At 48.9% G+C, this 19,917-nt stretch carries 18 protein-coding genes; 16 read left to right on the top strand and 2 right to left on the bottom strand.

Going from position 1 to position 19,917, the window contains the following annotated elements:
• Nucleotides 1-164: 164 nt before the first annotated feature.
• A complete protein-coding gene (gene bioB / locus BR63_RS00490; RefSeq protein WP_034423715.1) occupies nucleotides 165-1,169 on the bottom strand; it encodes a biotin synthase BioB in 1,005 nt (334 codons plus the stop codon).
• A gap of 208 nt (nucleotides 1,170-1,377) precedes the next feature.
• Between bioB and BR63_RS00495 the strand changes: the two genes are divergently transcribed.
• Complete coding sequence (locus BR63_RS00495; protein ID WP_034423714.1) at nucleotides 1,378-2,130, top strand: ABC transporter ATP-binding protein; 753 nt, start codon at nucleotides 1,378-1,380, stop codon at nucleotides 2,128-2,130.
• Complete coding sequence (locus BR63_RS00500; protein WP_034423712.1) at nucleotides 2,111-3,031, top strand: SufB/SufD family protein; 921 nt, start codon at nucleotides 2,111-2,113, stop codon at nucleotides 3,029-3,031. The genes BR63_RS00495 and BR63_RS00500 overlap by 20 nt, the downstream gene beginning before the upstream one ends.
• 236 nt (nucleotides 3,032-3,267) lie before the next feature.
• Here the strand turns inward: BR63_RS00500 and BR63_RS00505 are convergent, their stop codons facing one another.
• Nucleotides 3,268-4,167, bottom strand: a complete 900-nt coding sequence (locus tag BR63_RS00505; protein WP_034423710.1) for a DMT family transporter — start codon at nucleotides 4,165-4,167, stop codon at nucleotides 3,268-3,270.
• A 595-nt stretch (nucleotides 4,168-4,762) separates the two neighbouring features.
• Here BR63_RS00505 and BR63_RS00510 point away from each other — a divergent pair.
• The 14 genes from BR63_RS00510 to BR63_RS00575 all read left to right on the top strand — a co-directional run bounded on the left by BR63_RS00510 (nucleotide 4,763) and on the right by BR63_RS00575 (nucleotide 19,896).
• The gene (locus BR63_RS00510) at nucleotides 4,763-5,770 is read left to right on the top strand and encodes a TAXI family TRAP transporter solute-binding subunit (RefSeq protein ID WP_034423708.1); all 1,008 of its coding nucleotides are present in this window, start codon (nucleotides 4,763-4,765) and stop codon (nucleotides 5,768-5,770) included.
• Nucleotides 5,771-5,918: 148 nt separating this feature from the next.
• The gene (locus BR63_RS00515; protein ID WP_207724744.1) at nucleotides 5,919-7,892 is read left to right on the top strand and encodes a TRAP transporter permease; all 1,974 of its coding nucleotides are present in this window, start codon (nucleotides 5,919-5,921) and stop codon (nucleotides 7,890-7,892) included.
• 60 nt (nucleotides 7,893-7,952) lie between these two features.
• Entirely contained in the window at nucleotides 7,953-9,260 is a 1,308-nt protein-coding gene (locus BR63_RS00520) for a nickel-dependent lactate racemase family protein (protein WP_051965973.1), read from the top strand.
• Nucleotides 9,250-9,576: a UxaA family hydrolase gene (locus BR63_RS00525; RefSeq protein ID WP_243270041.1), complete on the top strand. Its 327-nt coding sequence runs from the start codon at nucleotides 9,250-9,252 to the stop codon at nucleotides 9,574-9,576. The genes BR63_RS00520 and BR63_RS00525 overlap by 11 nt, the downstream gene beginning before the upstream one ends.
• A 23-nt stretch (nucleotides 9,577-9,599) precedes the next feature.
• The gene (locus BR63_RS00530) at nucleotides 9,600-10,757 is read left to right on the top strand and encodes a UxaA family hydrolase (protein WP_034423724.1); all 1,158 of its coding nucleotides are present in this window, start codon (nucleotides 9,600-9,602) and stop codon (nucleotides 10,755-10,757) included.
• 17 nt (nucleotides 10,758-10,774) lie between these two features.
• Nucleotides 10,775-11,767: a hydroxyacid dehydrogenase gene (locus BR63_RS00535; RefSeq protein WP_034423704.1), complete on the top strand. Its 993-nt coding sequence runs from the start codon at nucleotides 10,775-10,777 to the stop codon at nucleotides 11,765-11,767.
• Between the two features lie 23 nt (nucleotides 11,768-11,790).
• Entirely contained in the window at nucleotides 11,791-13,485 is a 1,695-nt protein-coding gene (gene ilvD, locus BR63_RS00540; RefSeq protein ID WP_243270042.1) for a dihydroxy-acid dehydratase, read from the top strand.
• A 110-nt stretch (nucleotides 13,486-13,595) separates the two neighbouring features.
• Complete coding sequence (locus BR63_RS00545; protein ID WP_034423702.1) at nucleotides 13,596-13,811, top strand: 4Fe-4S dicluster domain-containing protein; 216 nt, start codon at nucleotides 13,596-13,598, stop codon at nucleotides 13,809-13,811.
• On the top strand, nucleotides 13,795-14,934 hold the full coding sequence (locus tag BR63_RS00550) for a 2-oxoacid:acceptor oxidoreductase subunit alpha (protein ID WP_034423700.1): 1,140 nt from the start codon (nucleotides 13,795-13,797) through the stop codon (nucleotides 14,932-14,934). The genes BR63_RS00545 and BR63_RS00550 overlap by 17 nt, the downstream gene beginning before the upstream one ends.
• Nucleotides 14,935-15,759, top strand: a complete 825-nt coding sequence (locus BR63_RS00555) for a thiamine pyrophosphate-dependent enzyme (RefSeq protein WP_034423697.1) — start codon at nucleotides 14,935-14,937, stop codon at nucleotides 15,757-15,759. It abuts the gene before it with no gap.
• Complete coding sequence (locus BR63_RS00560) at nucleotides 15,759-16,304, top strand: 2-oxoacid:acceptor oxidoreductase family protein (protein WP_034423695.1); 546 nt, start codon at nucleotides 15,759-15,761, stop codon at nucleotides 16,302-16,304. Before BR63_RS00555 ends, BR63_RS00560 begins: the two co-directional genes overlap by 1 nt.
• 29 nt (nucleotides 16,305-16,333) lie before the next feature.
• Nucleotides 16,334-17,770, top strand: coding sequence for a 4-hydroxyphenylacetate 3-hydroxylase family protein (locus BR63_RS00565; protein ID WP_034423693.1), 1,437 nt, complete (start codon nucleotides 16,334-16,336; stop codon nucleotides 17,768-17,770).
• A 37-nt stretch (nucleotides 17,771-17,807) separates the two neighbouring features.
• Nucleotides 17,808-18,989, top strand: a complete 1,182-nt coding sequence (locus BR63_RS00570) for a thiolase family protein (protein ID WP_034423692.1) — start codon at nucleotides 17,808-17,810, stop codon at nucleotides 18,987-18,989.
• 22 nt (nucleotides 18,990-19,011) lie between these two features.
• Nucleotides 19,012-19,896 carry a 3-hydroxyacyl-CoA dehydrogenase family protein gene (locus BR63_RS00575; RefSeq protein WP_034423691.1) on the top strand — a complete coding sequence of 295 codons (885 nt, stop codon included), beginning with the start codon at nucleotides 19,012-19,014 and terminating at the stop codon, nucleotides 19,894-19,896.
• Nucleotides 19,897-19,917 lie beyond the last annotated feature (21 nt).

Below are 19,917 nucleotides of genomic sequence, written 5' to 3' on the forward strand. Positions count from 1 at the left end.
TTCCTTCACGTCCTTTCATTAACTAATTCGTAGCTAACAGCGGTCAAGTTACTAGTTATTTTCTGTGGGAAACGGAGGTCGGAAATCGATAGTCGGATGTCGTTCTTAATTGAGTCTTTGTTAAAGGAATGTTAAAAAGTTGAGGTGCCTGGCACCTCAACTTTTTAACATTTGTCTTTTTTTACTGCGGAAAGGGGTTTTAAACCCAAATCCCGTATCATTTTTAAATCCATAGCGCAGTTGCGGCCTCCGGTGGTAAGGTAGCCGCCAATGAGCATCCCGTTAATTCCGGAAAGGAGGGCAGTGGCCTGGAGATCGCGCAGGTTGACCTCCCGTCCCCCTGCAGTACGAATTCCCCGGTCAGGCAGGATGAAGCGGAACAGGGCAAAGGTTTTTAAGATTTCCAGGGGTTGCAGTGGGGACTGGTTCTCCAGGGGTGTGCCCTTGATGGGATTAAGAATATTCACAGGCACTGAATGAACACCCAGCTCCTTTAACTCAAAAGCCATCTCTATTCTTTGCAGCATGGTTTCTCCCAGGCCGATAATTCCCCCGGAACAAACCTCCAAACCGGCCTGGTGGGCCACCCTGATGGTATGAATTCTTTCATCATAAGTGTGGGTGGTACAGATCGAAGGATAAAAACTGCGGCTCGATTCCACGTTATGGTGGTACCGTTCCACTCCCGCTTCTTTAAGCTGTAAAGCCTGATCCAGGGTGAGGGTTCCCAGGGAAGCACATAACTTTAAATTGGTTTCAGCTTTAATCCGCTGCAGCCCCTTGATAATACGGGGCAAATCCTGGTCATAAGCCACACCGTGTCCGCTGGTGACAATACTGAAACGCAGGGCGCCGTTAGTTTCGGCCTCAAGGGCGGCTTTTAACAGTTTATCTTCCTCCATAAGGGGATAAACTTCGATTTGTGCTTTATGATGAGCCGATTGGGCGCAGAAAGAGCAGTTTTCGGAACACATGCCGGAACGTCCGTTGACAATGGAGCAGAGGTCTACCTCATTACCCACAAACTGCTGCCGGATTTTATTGGCCATGGCTGTAAGAAAAGGGATATCGCTCTCTTCGGTTTTGCTAAGTGCTACAGCTTCGGTAAAGTCAATGCTTTCGCCTGCCAGGACTTTATTGCCTAAAACCAGTATTTTTTCTACATTCATTTTCTGCCTCTTACCTCCGGTTCATAATTAAATAAAGTTGACTATACTGTTAACCTTTTTAACCAAGAAGGTTAACAATAGTATTGTACCTTTTTTCTTTGGGCCTGTAAACCAATTAAATTTGACCGGATTTGCAGGAAATACTAGTTAGAGGGAGAAGTGTAAATGGGAAAAGATACAAGTGTTACCTCAAAGGAGTGAAGATAAGTTGCTGGAATTAAAAGACGTATCCCTGACCATAGAAGGGGAAAAAGGAGCAGTGGAGATACTGCACAATATTAATTTGACCCTGGAGGACCGCCGTTTCTATGTGATCACAGGGCCCAACGGGGGAGGCAAATCCTCCCTGGCCAAATTATTAATGGGGATTTACCGCCCAACTTACGGGAGAATTATCCTGGACGGGCAGGATATTACTGACCTGGGTATAACGGAAAGAGCCCGCCTGGGGGTAGGTTATGCTTTTCAGCAGCCTCCCAGGTTCAAAGGGTTAACAGTAAAAGAACTGCTCCAGCTGGCCGGCGGCAAAAACAGCTTCGGCAATGTTTGTAATTACCTCTTTGATGTAGGTCTATGTCCCCAGGATTACCAGGACAGAGAAGTAGATGCCAGCCTCTCCGGGGGAGAACTGAAGCGCATTGAAATCGCCACGCTCCTGGCCAGGAAACTGAAAGTGGCCCTCTACGACGAACCCGAGGCCGGTATTGATTTGTGGAGCTTTGGTCGTTTGACGGAAACTTTTAAGACCATGCACAAAAAATATGCTACAACTATGATCATCATTTCCCACCAGGAAAGAATTTTAAGCCTGGCCGATGAAATCATTATGATTGCCGAGGGCAGTGTGAAACAAAAAGGGACTAAGGAACAAATCTGGCCCCTGATTATGGACGAGGCCGGCTGCGCCTGCAGCAAAGACTGTATTGAAAGGGCTGATAACAATGCTGAGTGCAATAGATAAAAGAATCCTGGCCCAGGTGGCCGACCTTCACGAAATTCCCCAGGGGGCGTACAATATTCGTAAAAACGGCATGGGTGTCCAGCGTAATTCCACGGCCAACATTGAGATCAAGGCCAAAGAGGACAAGCCGGGCATAGACATTATTGTTAAGCCCGGCACGAAAGGTGAGAGTGTGCATATTCCCGTTATCCTCACAGCAGAAGGCCTGGAGGATATGGTTTACAACACCTTTGAGATTGGGGAAGGGGCCGATGTCTTAGTGGTAGCAGGCTGCGGTATCCATAACCCCGGCAGTGAAAAGGCTGAGCATAACGGTATTCATGAGTTTTTCATCCGTAAAGGGGCCCGCATGCGTTATGTCGAGAAACACTACGGGGAAGGAGAAGGTACAGGGAAGAAGGTCCTCAACCCCAGGACCGTCCTTCATCTGGAAGAGGGGGCTACGGCCGAACTGGAACTGGTCCAGATTAGAGGTGTCGATAATACGAAACGCTATACAGAGGCACGTCTGGAAAGGAAGGCCCATCTCGTCATCACGGAGCGCATGCTCACCCATGGGGACCAGTATGCCGAATCCGATATTTTAATTGAACTGACAGGGGAAGATGCTACCACCCAGGTTATTTCCCGCTCCGTAGCCCAGGACAGGTCAAAGCAAATCTTTTATCCACGCGTGGTTGGGCAGAACAAGTGCCGTGGACATGTCCAGTGTGATGCCATCATTATGGACGAAGCCCAGGTCCGGGCAATACCGGAGATAGCGGCTAACCATTCCGACGCCCAGTTGGTCCATGAAGCGGCCATCGGTAAGATTGCCGGTGAACAGGTTATTAAATTGATGTCCCTGGGTCTTTCCGAGAAGGAAGCTGAGGAAACCATCTTACAAGGTTTCTTAAAATGACCTATGTTCGTTATGGGGGAAGATAACCAAAAAGCGTAACAAGGTAAATTCTACCTGTTACGCTTTTTGGTTTAAAATCAGATAGTAATACTATCTGATTTTAGGGGTGTTAGGGGACGCAGTCCCTTAAGCTTAGATGAGGAGGGTAACAGAGGAACGTCATAGGGAACGCAGGGGTTCCCTTTGAAAGAAGAAAAGCACAACAGTTAATTAAGTGCACGTACGTGTTTTCCTTCTTACTTACTGGCAAAATAAGTACCCACCAGGGCTAAGAGGCCGCCCGCAATGGTGAAGAAGCCCGGTGTCTCTTGAAGAAAGATAGCCGCAATGACAGCGGCGATGACGGGCAGGAGATAAAGGTAAGCCCCGGCCGTAACGGCAGGAACTTTCGCCAGTCCGGCATTCCAGAGGAGGTAGGCCAGGGCGGAGGCCATGAGGCCTAAATAAACGATATTCAGCCAGTCCCATAAGTCCACGGCTGCCAGGTTAACGGGGTATTCCAGTAGAACCAGGGGAGCAAGGAAAATGGTACCGGCAAAAGTACAATAGGCCAGGACAGAGGTGACAGGATAACGGTCCAGGAGTTTTTTCACACTGGTACTGTATATGGCCCAGGAAATTCCTGTAATCAGGATGAGGGAGTCACCAAAGAGTTGGGTGGGATTTAAAGTTAAGCTTTCCAGGGAGCCTTTGGTGGCTACCAGGGCGGAGCCGGTAAAGGCCATAATAATTCCTGCTACCTGGCGGGAGGAAATTTTTTCTTTGAGGTAAGCCCAGGCCAGGAGGGCCATGAAGACAGGTGCCATGGAGGCGAGAATAGCCGCATCGGTGGAACCGGCATAGCGCAGTCCCTGGTTCTGCAGGAAATTATAGAGGGCAATACCCGTCAGGCCGCATAAGGCCACACGGGGCCAATCTTTCCTCGGTATGAGGGGGTACCCCTTGTATTTTATGTAAAAACCCAGAGCCAGGCTGGCTATGACAAAACGCAGGAACGCTAAAGTATTGGGAGGAACCTGGAGCAGGACAATCTTAATATTGATGAAAGTGCTGGCCCAGATCGTAGTAGTAAGTAAGAGCCCCAGATGGTAACGGGCTTCACCCTGTTTTTTGGCTTGTAGCAGCGGGAAGTTCAAAGAAAAGTCCCCCTTCTAAGATAGTAAATCATAAGGGTGCAATTATATTTACATTATTTTTACATTATCAGGTAGAGAATAGGCTCTGTCAAGTGTTTTTTATTAAGGATATAGCTGAAGGAAGTGCCTGCTACCTGCCATGTTTATTTTGGTTCGGTCATCGCTGCTGCCCCTGATGGGCATTTATCGATACTTTGGATAATTTCCTCCGCGTGGCCCCGTTAACGTCGATCCACGGGCGCCTTTCATAGCAAATACCTGGGGCAACAGGTATATTTGTATAGATTGCACTATCTCAAGACGGAGCCTATTAGAGAAGAACGATGGACGAAACATGATTCCAAGGGTAATAACAAGAATATAGCTAATAAACGAAAAAATAAAAAAAATAAAAAAATGCAAGAGGCACAGAAGGAATAATATAAAGTCTATAGAATATAACAACATATAATATAACCTGATGACATTATGAAAATAGTGTACTTTTCAGGTACAATATGTACACTAAAAAACTAAATACCAAAGGGGGTGAAGGGAAAAGCATCCTGGAATTAAAAACAAATCCAACTTTAAAAGAATGGGAGGTATGTTTTAAATGTCAAAGAGGAATACAAAGGTTTTCGCGTTGATTCTTGTGCTTGCTTTTATGGTAACTTTGTTGGGTGGCTGCAGTTCCAAGACGGATGCACCTAAGGGTGAGAAGGCAAAAGGACCCGCTATGATACAAATTTGCGGAGCTACCAGCGGAGGTACTTATTTCTTATTAGCTAATGCTATTGCCCAAATGTTGAATACCAAATATCCTAATGATTTTAAAGCTTCAGCCCAGTCTACAGCAGGTACACCTGTTATTGTCCGTCTATTAGAAAATAAAGAAGCGGATTTCGGTTTTGGTCAAGCAGGTATTGCTAAAGACGCCTTGGATGGCAAGGGTGGTTTTGATAAAAAATATAGTAACTTAGCCAGCGTTACCTACATGTATCCTAATGTCATGCAAATACCTGTACGTAAGGATTCTGGTATAAAGAGCTTTGCCGATTTTAAAGGCAAGAGTTTTGCCGTCGGTGCTTCCGGCAGTGCTACGGAGCTTAACAGCCGGGATATGGCGAAAATCTATGGTCTGGATTACCTGGAAAAGAAAGACTTCAAACCTGAATTTGCTAGTGAAGCCCAGGCAGTAGAACTCATGAAAAACCGCCAGGCTGACGGTGCTAACCTTATTGCCGGTATCGGCGCAGCCAGCGTTATGGACTTAATGAGTTCAGGTAAATATGAACTCTTATCGTTCCCCGATGACAAAATTGCTGAGTTACAGAAAATGAATCCTGCTTACTTTAAGTATGTGATTCCTGCCAATACCTACCCCAACCAGCCTGAGCCCGTCCAGACTTTTGCGGTGGCTAACTATATCTTTGTACGCAAAGACCTGCCTGAAGATTTGGTCTACAAGTTTACCAAAGCCCTCTATGAAAATCAGGCTGATCTGGTAGCTGCCCATAAGGCGGCCAAAGAAATGAAAAAAGAAAATGCCGTAAACGGCTTAACAGTCCCCTTACATCCCGGTGCAGAAAAATATCTTAAAGAAATTGGAGCTATTAAGTAGTTAAGAGAGAAAAACATTAAATAGATTTACTGCCGTGTTTTTGTGACCAGTAGAGTATGGTGTAAACTACCTGCTCTACTGGCAGAACCGGCAGACGTAATATTACAAAGAAGCAGCTTGGATTTTAAATAAAGGGGGAACGAACATCGTGGCTGAAGAAGATAAAAAAGATCTCAAATCTACTGTAAATGGCCCAGAGCAAGTTGATATGGATGAGCTAATGCGCAAATATGAGGCGGAAGCTAGAGTGCGTAAACTTCAAGGACTTGCCTCCAAGATCGTTACAGGCACCGCCGTAATAATGTCGCTCTTCCATTTATACATGGCTGGTCTCGGTACAATGCCTACCAATAAACAGCGTATGATCCACCTGGGCTTGTCTATGGTCTTAATCTTCCTTTTATACCCCTTCTGGAAGAAGTCCAGCCAGAAAAAAGCCGGTCCTTTAGATTTTTTATTAGCAGCAATAAGCTTAGGTGTTAATTTGTATCTATTATTTAATATTGATGCCATTTCTGCGCGGGCAGGATTAGTTTCCAATATGGACATAATCATGGGTACTATAACCATTGTGCTGGTCTTAGAGGCGGCCAGGCGCTGCATCGGGATTGAATTGCCACTGCTGGCGATGGTTTTTCTCGCCTATGCCTACCTTGGGCCTTATCTGCCCGGTTCTTTAGCTCACCGCGGTTACAGCTTTCAACGTATAGTAGATCATATGTACATTAGTGCAGAAGGTATATACGGGGTTGCTCTCGGTGTTTCTTCTACATATATATTTTTGTTTATTTTATTCGGCGCGTTTTTAGGTGAGACAGGATTATCCAAATTATTCACTAATGTTTCCATGGCTATTGCTGGTCACAGGCCTGGGGGACCTGCAAAAGTAGCAATCATTGCCAGTGGTCTTTTAGGGATGATTAACGGTAGTGCAGCAGCGAACGTTGTTACTACGGGAGCTTTTACTATTCCTTTGATGAAGAGTATCGGTTACAAGCCCTATTTTGCCGGGGCCGTAGAAGCAGTAGCCTCAACAGGTGGGCAGATCATGCCTCCCGTCATGGGAGCTGCCGCCTTTATCATGGCAGAATTTTTAGGCATTCCTTATAAAACTGTCATGATTACAGCCTTAATTCCCTCCGTTTTATATTATCTAGCTCTGTGGGTTAATGTTCATTTGGAAGCACTTAAACTAGGACTTAGCGGTATACCCAAGGATCAGTTACCCAGTGCACGAGTAGAATTAAAGGAAAATGGACATTTGATACTGCCTATCATTCTATTAATCTATTTATTGTTTGCTGATTATACACCGTCCTTTGCCGCCTTCTACAGTATCATCGCCCTGGTTATCGTCAGTTTTTTAAGGAAACATACACGAATGAACCTGATGTCGTTAGTAAAATCTTTGGATACAGGTGCCCGCGGAGCCGTGGGAGTAGCTATTGCCTGTGCTGTCGTAGGTATAATCGTTGGGGTTGTCAGCATTACTGGTCTGGGACTGCAGCTGGCTAACATGATTTTAATGCTTTCGGCAGGCAAGTTAATCCCCACCCTGTTCCTGACTATGGTTGCCTGTATGATCCTCGGTATGGGCATGCCCACCTCCGCAGCGTATATTGTGGCTGGTACCGTAGCCGCGCCTGCCATGGTTAAACTGGGTGTGGATCCTATTATCGCTCACATGTTCGTGCTGTATTATGCAGTACTTTCTGCTATTACTCCACCGGTGGCTCTTGCTGCCTACGCCGGTGCCGGGATAGCAGGTGCCGATCCCACCAAAGTAGGTTGGACAGCAGTACGTTTAGGTTTAGCTGGTTTTATCGTGCCCTTTATGTTCGTCTATTCCACTGGTCTCGTGTTCCAGGCAGACAGTGTGCTGCTAATTTTAGGTAACTTTGCGACTGCAACTGTTGGGGTTATTTGCCTTGCCGGTGCAATTCAAGGTTATATGGTAACCCGCGCTAATTATTTGATACGGGCTATGCTTTTTAGCAGTGCCTTGTTATTGATTGACGGGGGCTTTGTCACAGATATCATCGGCTTGGGGCTGTTAGTTTTGTCTATATTTATGCAAAAGGCTAAGTTGGTACGGGAAACTGTTAATAACGCAAAGGCCTGATTGGAGTAAGAAGTTTAAGCAAAATTACGGAGCAGTCCAGGGGAAAATGGAGGAATTGCTATGTTGGTCAGTGTGCCCTTTGGTAAGAAGGATCTACAGTTTGAAATACCAGACAAAAATTTGTTGGGAATTATTACTCCTGAACAGCAAAAACCCCTTCATGATATCAAGGAAGCAATCCTTGCCGCCCTCAGGAACCCCATCGGTTGTCCCAGGCTTTCTGAGTTAGCAAGGCCTGGGCAGAAAGTGGTAATTATTCCCACAGATATTACCCGTAGTTTACATGAAAATGTCATCCTTCCCCTTCTTTTAGATGAGTTAAACCAGGCCGGTATTCCTGATAACGATATCACCTTGGTCATAGCTACCGGGACCCACCGTCCCAATAACCAGGAAGAGTGTATTGAGATGTACGGGGAAGAGGTGGTAAGAAGGGTAAAAATCATCAACCATTTTGCCTTTGAACCTGAGACTCTTAAATACCTTGGCGATACTCCCACTCAGGGTATACCTGTTGAGCTCAACAAGGTTGTAGCCGATGCGGACCTGCGCATTTCTACGGCTTCCATTGAGCCCCACCTCTTTGCGGGGTACAGCGGTGGAGTAAAAAGTTTGGCTGTGGGGGTAGCGGGGGTTCGTACAATCGCCGCAACGCATAATGTCCAGGTTCTGGATCACCCCCGAACCCGCCTGGGGGTCCTCGAAGGCAATATCTTCCGACAATTCCTGGAAGAGGCCGCCGGGATGGTGGGATTAGATTTTATTGTCAATATGGTCTTAAACGAGGAGAAAGAAGTTCTCAAAGTAGTGGCAGGAAACCCCGTAAAGGCCCATGCTGCCGGAGTAGAATTTGCCCGGAAGGTTTTTGAGGTGAAGGTGGACCGCCAGGCCGATATTGTCATCGCAGCCCCGGGATATCCCAAGGACCGGGATCTGTATCAGGCTAGCAGAGCGGTAAACACGAGTATTTTTGGCCCTATGCCCCTTGTAAAGCCAGGAGGTGCACTAATAATTCCTGCTCCCTGTCAGGACGGCATCGGGCATGAGGGTTACCACACCTGGATGAAAACAGTCAAGACACCTGATGAAGCTCTGGAGAAGGCCAGACGGGAGGGGTTTGCTCCTGGTGAACACAAAATATTTGTCCTGGCACGAATTCTCAAATATGCGGAATTAATGATAGTTGGTTCAGCTATTCCCGCCACAACATTGCGGGAACTCCTGCTTACACCCATTTCTACTATGGAAGAAGCCCTGGATCGTGCTTTTGCCAGACTGGGGCCTGAGGCCACGGTATGGGTACTGCCTTATGGCGTAATCACAATTCCCGTAGTAACCGGAGAAGGGAGATGTTGCTGTGGAGTCTGAGCAAAGGGGCATGGTTGTGGTCATCGACTTCCTGGATAATGTTGCTACGGCTGTAGAGGATCTAAAGGCGGGCGAGGAGATCCGGGTTTGTATTGCAGGCCGGGATACTCTGCTCAGAATAGCTCAAGATGTGCCTTTCGGCCATAAGGTGGCTATAGCGCCTATACCTAAGGGCCGGGAAGTAATTAAATACGGTGAGCCTATAGGCACTTCCGTTACTGATATCAAGCTGGGTGAGCACGTCCATGTGCACAATATGGTGAGCAACCGGGGACGGGGCGATTTGCAAATGGGTGTGCAAGAGGAACAGCTGTGACAGGTGAAGGGGGGAAGCATCCCATGGATATTTGGGGCTACAGGCGGCCTGACGGAAGGGCCGGGATTCGTAATCATGTGTTAATTCTTTCCACCATTGTATGTGCCAATGAAGTTGCAGACCGTATTTTCCGTTCTGTGGAGGGAGTTGTTCCCGTAGTCCATCCCCATGGCTGTGGGCAGCTGGGGGTGGATTTTGAACAGACAAAACGCACACTGGTGGGTGTGGCGCTGAATCCCAATGTGGCAAGTGTATTGGTAGTTGGCCTGGGTTGTGAAAAAATGGAGGCCAAAATGGTGGCCGGGGAAATCGCAGCCGGGGGGAAACGGGTGGAAACCTTGGTTATACAGGAAGCTGGAGGTACCAGCAAAGCGGTTAGACAGGGCATTGATCTGGCGGAAAAACTGGTCAGGCAGGCCCGTGCGGTGCCTCTGGCGCCAATTTCCATGGAGGACCTGGTACTGGGTCTGGAATGCGGCGGGTCCGACACTACTTCCGGACTGGCCGGTAATCCCGCCGTAGGGGTAGCCAGTGATATGCTGTTAGCAGATGGAGGTACAGTAATCCTTTCGGAAACGGCAGAAATCATTGGGGCTGAGCACCTGCTGGCCAGGAGAGCCGTTTCCGGGGAAGTAGCCCAGGAACTGCTGGCTATTGTCAGGTCTGCCGAAGGTGACGCTGTCCGCATGGGAGTAGACCTGAGGGGAACCCAGCCTTCGCCGGGTAATATAGCCGGAGGGTTGACCACCATCGAGGAAAAATCCCTGGGCTGTCTCCGTAAGGCCGGTACAGGTCAGGTTCAAGGGATCTTGAAATACGCCCAGGCTCCGCCTGGCAAGGGGCTCTATGTCATGGATACTCCGGGACAGGATGTGGAATCTGTTACTGGCATGGTGGCAGGAGGCTGCCAGTTGGTCCTGTTTACAACTGGGAGAGGTACTCCGGTGGGTTGTCCGATAGCTCCTGTCATAAAAATAACCGGCAATCCCCGCACCTTCGAAACCATGGAGGAAAACATGGATATTAATGCTGGGACGATAATTCGCGGCGAGGAGACAATTGACCAGGTGGGCAAGAGAATCTACGACCTGATGCGGGCCGTGGCCGGTGGGCAATTGACCAAGGCAGAGGTTCTAAAACACTATGAATTTGCCATAACAAGGATTGGACCAAGTATATAAAAAGAGGTGAAGAGGATATGGGGAAAAAAGTGTTGCTGACTCAGCCCATTCATCCTGATGCCATTGCCAGGCTCAGGGAAGAAGCCGAGGTAGTTATAGCGGAAAGTACCGAAGAGAGTGTGGTCAAGAAGGCTATTAAGGATGCTGACGGGGCCATTGTGCGGGTGAGTCCTTTTACTAGGGCTATCATTGAATCCGGAGACAAGCTCAAAGTTATCGGCCGGCACGGAGTGGGCCTGGATAATATTGATGTAAAGGCCGCTACTGAACATAATATCCCGGTAGTGTATGCTCCGGGGTCCAATACCAATGCTGTGGCAGAGCATGCCGTGACCCTGATGCTGGCTCTGGCTAAAAAGCTGTTACAGGCCCATACAGCCCTGACCCAGAGAGGTGATTACCAGTGCCGTTTGACCATAAGAACCGGTGAAATAAAAGATAAAGTCGTCGGAATCGTGGGCCTGGGTCAGATAGGCCGGCGTGTGGCTGCCATCTGCCAGCATGGTTTTGGGGCCAAATTAATCACTTACGACCCTTACCTGTCTCAGGAGACACTACAAAGCAGTGGACTTAAAGTTAAGGTCGTGGCTAAACTAGACGATTTACTTCAGGAGGCAGATTTTGTTTCCCTCCATGCTCCAGCAACCCCTGATAACCGCAAACTGATTGGAACCAGGGAACTGGCCCTTATGAAGAAATCGGCTTTTCTCATTAACACGGGACGCGGTGAACTGGTTGATGAAGAAGCCCTATATCAAGCCTTAACCCAAGGAATAATCAGCGGAGCAGGATTGGACGTTTTTGACCCTGAGCCGCCTGAACAAGGGAATCCCCTGTTCGGCCTCCCCAATGTGGTAGTGACACCCCATATGGCAGCCCACAGTGAGGAAGGTTTGAGGATGATGGCCATGATGGCGGCAGAACAGGTGCTTCAGGTTCTACGGGGAGAACGGCCTCCCCACCTGGCTAATCCACAGATCTGGGAGAGTCGCAGGTTTAAACAATCATAGAAGAGATTGTGGGGTGTAACAACATGGTCAGGCTGGAGTATAAGTCCAATAAGTTGAGGAGCAGTACCCTGGTTAATGGCTTAGACCGGGCGGGGATGCGGGCCCATTTAAACGCTATAGGGCTCATATCACGGGAGTTTTCTCAACCTTTCATAGGCATTGTTAACTCCTGGAATGAAATGCATCCTGGGCATGCCCATTTGCAGCGTTTAAGTCAGGAAGTAAAAAATGGTGTACGCATGGCAGGCGGTGTACCCTTTGAATTCAACACTATAGCAGTATGTGACGGGCTGGCTCAAGGTCATGTAGGCATGTGTTTTTCCCTGCCCAGCCGGGAAATCATAGCAGACTCCATTGAAGTGATGGTTGAAGCCCAGCGCTACGATGGCCTCGTTTTTATTGGCGGCTGTGACAAAATAGTACCCGGTATGCTTATGGCCTTAGCCAGGTTGAACCTGCCTGCGGTATTTTTGCCGGCCGGGCCTATGCTGCCGGGACGTTATCAAGGCCGGGAACTGGCCATCTATGAAGTCAGGGAAGCAGTAGGCAAAGTGCATAAAGGTGAAATGACGGAAGAGGGTCTGGCTGAACTGGAAGAGATTATTTGTCCCTCCTACGGTTCCTGTGCCATGATGGGTACGGCCAACACCATGAGTTGTGTGGCCGAAGGATTGGGATTGGCCCTGCCGGGCAGTTCTACAACCCATGCTGTTTTTTCCAGGAAATTGAGAGAGGCCAAACAGAGCGGCCTGGAGGTAGTTCGCCTGGTCCAAGAGAATATCAGGCCTTCGGAAATCCTCACCGAAAAGAGCTTTCACAATGCTTTGCGGTTAAGTATGGCCCTGGGGGGGTCTTCCAACCTGCTCCTGCACATACCGGCCATAGCTCACGAGGTAGGGATAACCCTGACTGCCGATGACATTGAACTTATCAGCCGGTCTACTCCCCATCTTTGTGATATTAAGCCCTCAGGGCGGTATGTGATGAAAGACCTGGATGAGGCAGGGGGTGTGCCCGCGGTGATGAAGGAGCTGGGTAACGAGTTATTATATCTGGATGCCCCAACAGTAAACGGCCGTTCATGGGGAGAAATAGTATCCACAGTGGCCAATAAAAATCCCCAGGTCATCAGAACCCGGGATAACGCGGTTCATGAACATGGCAGCCTGGCCATCCTTAAAGGCAACCTGGCACCGGAAGGCGCTGTGGTCAAGCAGACGGCGGTAGCTCCAAGTATGCGTCGTCACAGAGGTCCGGCTCGAGTTTTCGATTCCCAGGAAGAAGCGGTAGAAACTATCCTGGCGGGGCGGATCAGTCCGGGGGATGTTCTGGTAATCAGGTATGAAGGCCCGAAGGGCGGTCCGGGGATGCGGGAATTATTGGCGGTAACTTCTGTCTTGATGGGAATGGGGCTGGGTGAGAACACTGCCTTAATTACGGACGGCAGGTTTTCCGGCGCCACCCGGGGACCGTGTGTGGGGCATGTGGCACCGGAGGCTGCTGCGGGTGGATTGATAGCCATTCTTCAAGACGGCGACATGATTAACATCGACATACCCGGTCGGGAGTTAAATGTGGATTTATCAATGGAGGTAATTAAAGAACGGTTTGAGAAGTGGAGTCCCAAGATGCCTAAAGTGAACAGCAGTTATCTGAGCCGTTACAGCAGGCTGGTTGAATCGGTGGCCAGGGGTGCTGTCTTGAAAAAAGAGTGGTAATGTAAATATTTTTAATCGAGAGATTTTTAAGAAGGAAATATCAGAATGGCGACGAATAGATAAGGTGATATGATGACCTGAGGACATGATGATAAAGAAGGGGGATAGTGATGGCCAAATATATTATTGACGTACGAAAAAACTGGTGCAAGTCATGTGGTATCTGTATCGATTTTTGCCCTAAAGGTGTTCTGGGTTTTGACACTGAAGGGAAAGCAGCTGTTTTAGACCTGGAAAGCTGTACGGGCTGCATGATGTGCGAGTACAGGTGCCCAGACTTTGCTATTAAAGTAGAAGGAAGTGAGAGCAATGAAGCGGCAAGTTAAACTGTTGCAGGGTAATGAAGCCTGTGCTATGGCAGCTGTGGCTGCAGGAGTACGGTTTTTTGCCGGCTATCCTATTACGCCGGCCACTGAAATAGCGGAAATACTGGCCCAAGAGCTGCCCAAGGTGGGCGGGACCTTTATCCAGATGGAAGATGAGATTGCCAGTATGGCGGCAGTCATCGGCGCCTCTATCGGCGGAGTCAAAGGTCTCACAGCCACCAGCGGTCCGGGATTTACTTTGAAACAGGAGAATTTGGGCTATGCGGCAATGGTTCAGGTTCCTTGTGTCATTGTAAATGTGCAGAGGGGAGGACCCAGCACAGGTATGCCTACCCTGCCAGCCCAAATGGATGTAATGCAAGCCAGGTGGGGCACCCATGGAGACCACCCCATCATTGTACTTTGTCCTTCGACAGTTTACGAATACTACATGCTTACCATCAAAGCTGTAAACTTTTCGGAGATGTTGAGGATGCCGGTCATTATTCTCTCCGATGCAGTCGTAGGACATTTGCGGGAGAAAGTTGTTTTGCCTGATATTTCGGAAATTGAGATAGTAGAGCGTAAGAAAGTAACTGTGCCCCCTGAAGAATTCTTGCCCTTTAAACCGGATGCCGATGATGTGCCGCCCTTTGTTTCATACGGTAAGGGCTATAGATATCACATGACCAGCAACAATTATGATGAAGGCGGGTACCCTGCCACTAATAATCATCAGGTTGCAGATAAACTGCTTCGTCGTTTGCACAATAAAATTGAAAAACGTCGTGGAGAAATTGTCATGACTGAAGAAATCATGATGGATGATGCGGAAGTGGCTATTTTTGCTTATGGCTGCACGGCCCGTTCGGCTTACAGCGCCGTGGAGACAGCCCGGGCTCAGGGATTAAAAGTGGGCCTCATCAAAGCTTTGACCCTCTGGCCTTTCCCCCGTGAAGTAGTGGAGAAGTACGGCGATAAAGTGCAGGCTGTAATTGTGCCTGAAATGAATATGGGTCAGTTAGTGGGTGAAGTGGAACGTGCTTTAAAGGATAAAAAGGCTGGGGTGCGTCCGCTAAACAGGTTTGACGGCAAAATGATTACGCCCGAGCAGATCGTCAGTGCCGTGAAAGAGGTGAAGTAAATGGCAGTTCATGTTCAGGATTATTTGAGAATGCATAAAATGCCCCATATCTGGTGTCCGGGATGCGGTACGGGTATTGCCCTTGGAGCAGTGGTTAGGGCTATTCATAATGTGGGCTATAGCCGGGATGAGGTAATAGTTATTACAGGGATCGGCTGTTCGGCCAGAACCAATGCCATCATCGATTTTAATACCTTTCAGACTACTCACGGCAGGGCCTTAAGCTTTGCCACCGGGTTTAAACTTACAAGGCCGGAGATGAAGGTTGTTGTCATAACCGGTGACGGCGACGGGGCAGGTATCGGCGGTAATCATCTCATCCATACTTGCAGGCGTAATATTGATATTACCACCATTTTAATCAACAACAGTATCTACGGTATGACGGGGGGGCAGTACTCACCCCTTACTCCCCAGGGAAGTTATGCTACCACTGCCCCATACGGTACAGTTGAACCCAGTTTTGATATCTGCAAACTGGCCGAAGGGGCCGGCGCCACTTATGTGGGCAGAGCGACGGCTTATCATGTTACTCTTCTAGAACAGCTCGTAACCAAAGCACTAAAACATGAAGGATTTTCTTTGGTGGAAGCTATTACCCAGTGTCCCATTGGTTATGGGCGGCGCAATAAGATGAAATCGCCCACCGAGATGTTGAAGTGGCAGAAAGAGCATGCGGTGAACGTAAAAGCTGCAGCCGGCATGAGTCCCGAGCAATTGGAAGGAAAATTCCTGATTGGCGAGTTTGTGAATAAAACTGCTCCTGAGTATACCAAACTCTATCAAAAATTAATCGAAGACGCGCAGAGTAAGGGGGCAAAGTGATGGAGAGATGTGAAATTGTATTAAGCGGATTCGGCGGACAGGGGATAGTTTTAGGAGGTATAATACTGGCCGAAGCAGCCGCCATTTATGATGACATCAACGCCACCCATAACCAGTCCTATGGGCCGGAGGCCAGGGGTGGCGCCAGTAAATCTGAAGTGATCATCAGCAAGGAAGTCATTCATTTTCCCGAGATTGAATACCCTGATGTGCTGGTGGCCTTAACTCAGGAAGCGGCCAATAAATTTGCCCCTACGGTGAAAGAACAGGGGGTATTGATAGTAGATTCCAGTGTGAAGATAAATGATCAAATCAAGGACAAAGTCAAGCTGTACAGTCTGCCAATTACCGAGATGGCAGTAAAAGTGGCCGGCAGTGAAATCGTTACCAATATGGTCACCCTGGGAGCACTGGTGGCTATTACCAAGGTGGTCAGCCGTGAAGCTCTGGAAAAAGCCATGTTCTCCCGGATTCCTAAAGGGACGGAAGAGGTGAACATGAAGGCCTTGGCCCAAGGCTTTGCTTTAGCAGAACATCTGGTATAACGAAAAAAATTGCAGTGAGGGGGATTTTTATGGCAATTAAGACCAAGGAAGAATATATTGAATCTTTGCGCAAGATGAATCCCGTTGTCTATATGTTCGGTGAGCGGATTACCAATGTTGTGGATAATCCGCGCCTAAGAGCCGGCATAGAGGCGACTGCGGCCACCTATGAAGCCGCGAATATGGCGGAGTATCGCCATTCGATGGTCACGGAAAGCCCGCTAATTGGCGAGGCGGTCAACAGGTTCACATTGCCCCCGACTTCCATCGAAGATCTGGTGGCCAGAGTCAAGAACAACCGTATGCTGGGAGGACGGGTGGGCACCTGTTTCCAGCGCTGCACCGGCCTTGACTGTATGAGTGCCCTGTCCATCGTTACTTACAATATAGACCAGAAGTACGGAACAGAATATTACGCCCGTTTCCTGGAGTTCTTAAAGCATGTACAGAAGAATGATCTCACCTGCAATGCGGGGGTGACCGACGTTAAGGGAGACCGCTCCTTAAATCCCCACGAACAGCCGGACAAGGACATGTACCTACGAGTGGTGGAGCGCCGCCATGACGGCATTGTAGTGCGCGGTGCCAAGGCCCACCAAACCGGCTCTCTCTCGTCTCACGAGATAATCGTGCTCCCTACACGGGCTTTAAAAAAGGAAGACAAGGACTATGCCGTTGCCTTTGCCATTCCCACGGACACTCCCGGGCTAATCCACGTGGTGGGAAGATCTACTCTGGATATGCGCGAGCTGCAGGGCTGCGACATCGGCAATACAAAATACTCGAAGTACTGTCCGACGGTTATTTTTAACGATGTATTCGTGCCCTGGGAGCGGGTGTTTATGTGTGGCGAGACTGAGTTTGCGGGTGACCTGGTAATGCGGTTTTCCGCCTTTCACCGGCAGAGTCACGGCGGCTGCAAAGCCGGAAAGATTGATTGCATGATAGGCGCGGCTCTAACGATGATGGACTATAACGGCACCGCTAAGTTGAGCCACCTAAGGCAGAAAATCATTGACATGATTCACCGGGCTGAAACTCTGTATGGGTGTAGCATTGCGGCCTCTTACGAGGGAAAACGGCAGTCCTCCGGTACATACTTTATCGATCCTGTTCTGGCCAATGCCTCAAAAATACACGAGGGCAAGGAAATGGCAGAAGTAGGACGTCTACTGGTGGATATTGCAGGCGGCTATGTCTGCGATTTGCCCTCAGATAGGGACCTGGCCAACCCCGAAATAGGCCCGCTGGTGATGAAGTACATGCAGGGAGCGGCTGGTGTGCCCGTCGAGGACCGGATCAGAATGCTCAGGCTGGTGGAAAAGCTGGCACTAGAAAGTGCCGACACCGTTTCAGACATTCATGGCGGTGGATCTGCAGAGGCGCACCGGATCACCATAATGCGGGAGACCGATCTGGAGGGCAAGAAGAAGCTGAGCAAAAGGCTGGCGGGAATTGAAGACTAATCAAGTTTAAATATATGAGAAAGGAAGTGTTGATGGCATGAAAAGAGTGGTTATCGTTAGCGCGGTACGGACAGCTGGGGGCAGTTTTGGCGGTAGCTTCAAGGATTTAACAGCAGTCGATTTAGGGGCTGCGGTTATTAAAGAAGCAGTGAAGAGGGCCGGTCTTTCTCCCCATGCTGTAGGTCAGGTGATTTTTGGCAACGGCTGGCAGGCAGGTGTTGGACCTAACCCGGCGCGACTATGTACTGTAAAAGGCGGACTCCCCGATAGCTGCCCGGCCTTTACTGTCAATATCCGGTGCGGTTCAAGCCTAAGAGCTGTTGAATTGGGAATCTTAAGCATTGCAGCCGGCGAAGAAGATATTGTGCTGGCGGGCGGTACTGAGTCCAGCACGCAGGTGCCATACATTCTGCCTGAAGCCAGGTGGGGGCAAAGGATGGGTGACACGAAAATATACGATGTCCTGCATAAAGACGGGTTTATGTGCCAGTTGGCCGGCATGCTCATGGGCAATACGGCTGAACTGCTGGTGGAAAAATATAAAATATCCCGGGAGGAGCAGGACAGTTTTGCGCTGGAGAGTCATTATAAAGCTGTGGATGCTATGGAAAAAGGCCTTTTCAAAGAAGAGATTGTCCCTGTCGAAATTAAGGATAGGAAAGGAGTCAAATTGATAGACACCGATGAGATTCCCAGGAAAGACGTCTCTTTGGAAAAGCTGGGCAAATTGCCGCCGGTTTTCCTGAAAGAAGGCAGTGTCACGGCAGGGAATAGTTGCGCCTTGTGTGACGCGGCCTCAGCCGTACTCCTCATGTCAGAGGAAAAAGCGAGGGAACTGGGGGTAAAACCCATGGCGCTGGTGCGTTCTTATTCGTATGTAGCGCTTGACCCCAAGTACATGGGATTGGGTCCGGTCCTGGCCATACCAAAGGCCCTGGAAAAAGCCGGCCTGAAACTGCAGGATATTGATTTAATTGAATTAAACGAAGCGTTTGCTGCCCAGGTTATCGCCTGCGACAGAGAACTTAAGATAGATAAAGAAAAACTCAATGTACACGGCGGAGCCATAGCCCTGGGTCATCCTGTCGGAGCTACAGGAGCAAAAATACTGACCACCCTTCTCTATGCCCTTAAAAACCGTGACAAGCACCTCGGTATTGTCAGCCTCTGCATTGGCGGCGGTCAGGGTGTAGCGCTGGTAGTGGAAAGATTGAACTAAAAATCAAAGAGGAGGGTAGAAAATGCAAAAGATTTTCGTAATAGGGGCAGGGACCATGGGCAGAGGAATAGCCCAGGTTGCCTCCCAGGCAAAATATTTGGTGTATATTTCGGATATCAACATTGATGTGGTCAAAAAGAGCCTGGACATGGTGAAAAGCGGACTGGACAGACAGGTAGAAAAAGGGAAAATGACGAAAGAAGAAGTCCAAGACATCATGGATCGGATCAAACCGGTGGAAGGTATGGAAAAAGTGAATGAGGCCGATTTTATCATCGAAGCGGCTTTGGAAGACGTGGCCTTAAAACAAAAGATCTTCAAAGAACTGGATGAAAAGTCAAATCCTCAGGCCATCCTGGCCACCAACACCACTTCCTGTTCCATCACCGAAATAGCCTCGGCCACCAGAACCCCGGAACGCGTTGTAGGGATGCACTTTTTCAACCCGCCTATCCTCATGAAGCTCGTGGAGATAATGCCCGGGATACTTACAGCCGATGAAACGGTTGATAAAACTAAAGACTTGGCCCTCAAGATGGGCAAAGACCCGGTGGTTACTAAAAAGGAGGGCCCGGCGGGGGTTACCAGCCGCATCCTGGCGGGTCTCCTCAATGAAGCCGTGTGGGTGCTGCATGAAGGCATTGCTACGGTGGATGCCATTGATAAAGCCGTGGTAATGGGCTGCAACCACAGGATGGGACCTTTTGCCCTGATTGACCTCATCGGCGTAGATATTCACCTGGCCAAGACCCAGATGTTGTATAACAAGACCGGCGACGACAGGTACAGGCCGTGCTATCTCCTGGAACAGATGGTTCAGGCGGGCCTTCTGGGCAAAAAAGCGGGCCGGGGGTTTTATGATTATTCAAAAGACCCTGCTGAGCCGGTGGACTTCTTCAAAAAATAATGATGAATGCCAAACGAAGGT

This window comes from Thermanaerosceptrum fracticalcis (assembly GCF_000746025.2).
In the GTDB taxonomy this organism is placed as follows: domain Bacteria; phylum Bacillota; class Peptococcia; order DRI-13; family DRI-13; genus Thermanaerosceptrum; species Thermanaerosceptrum fracticalcis.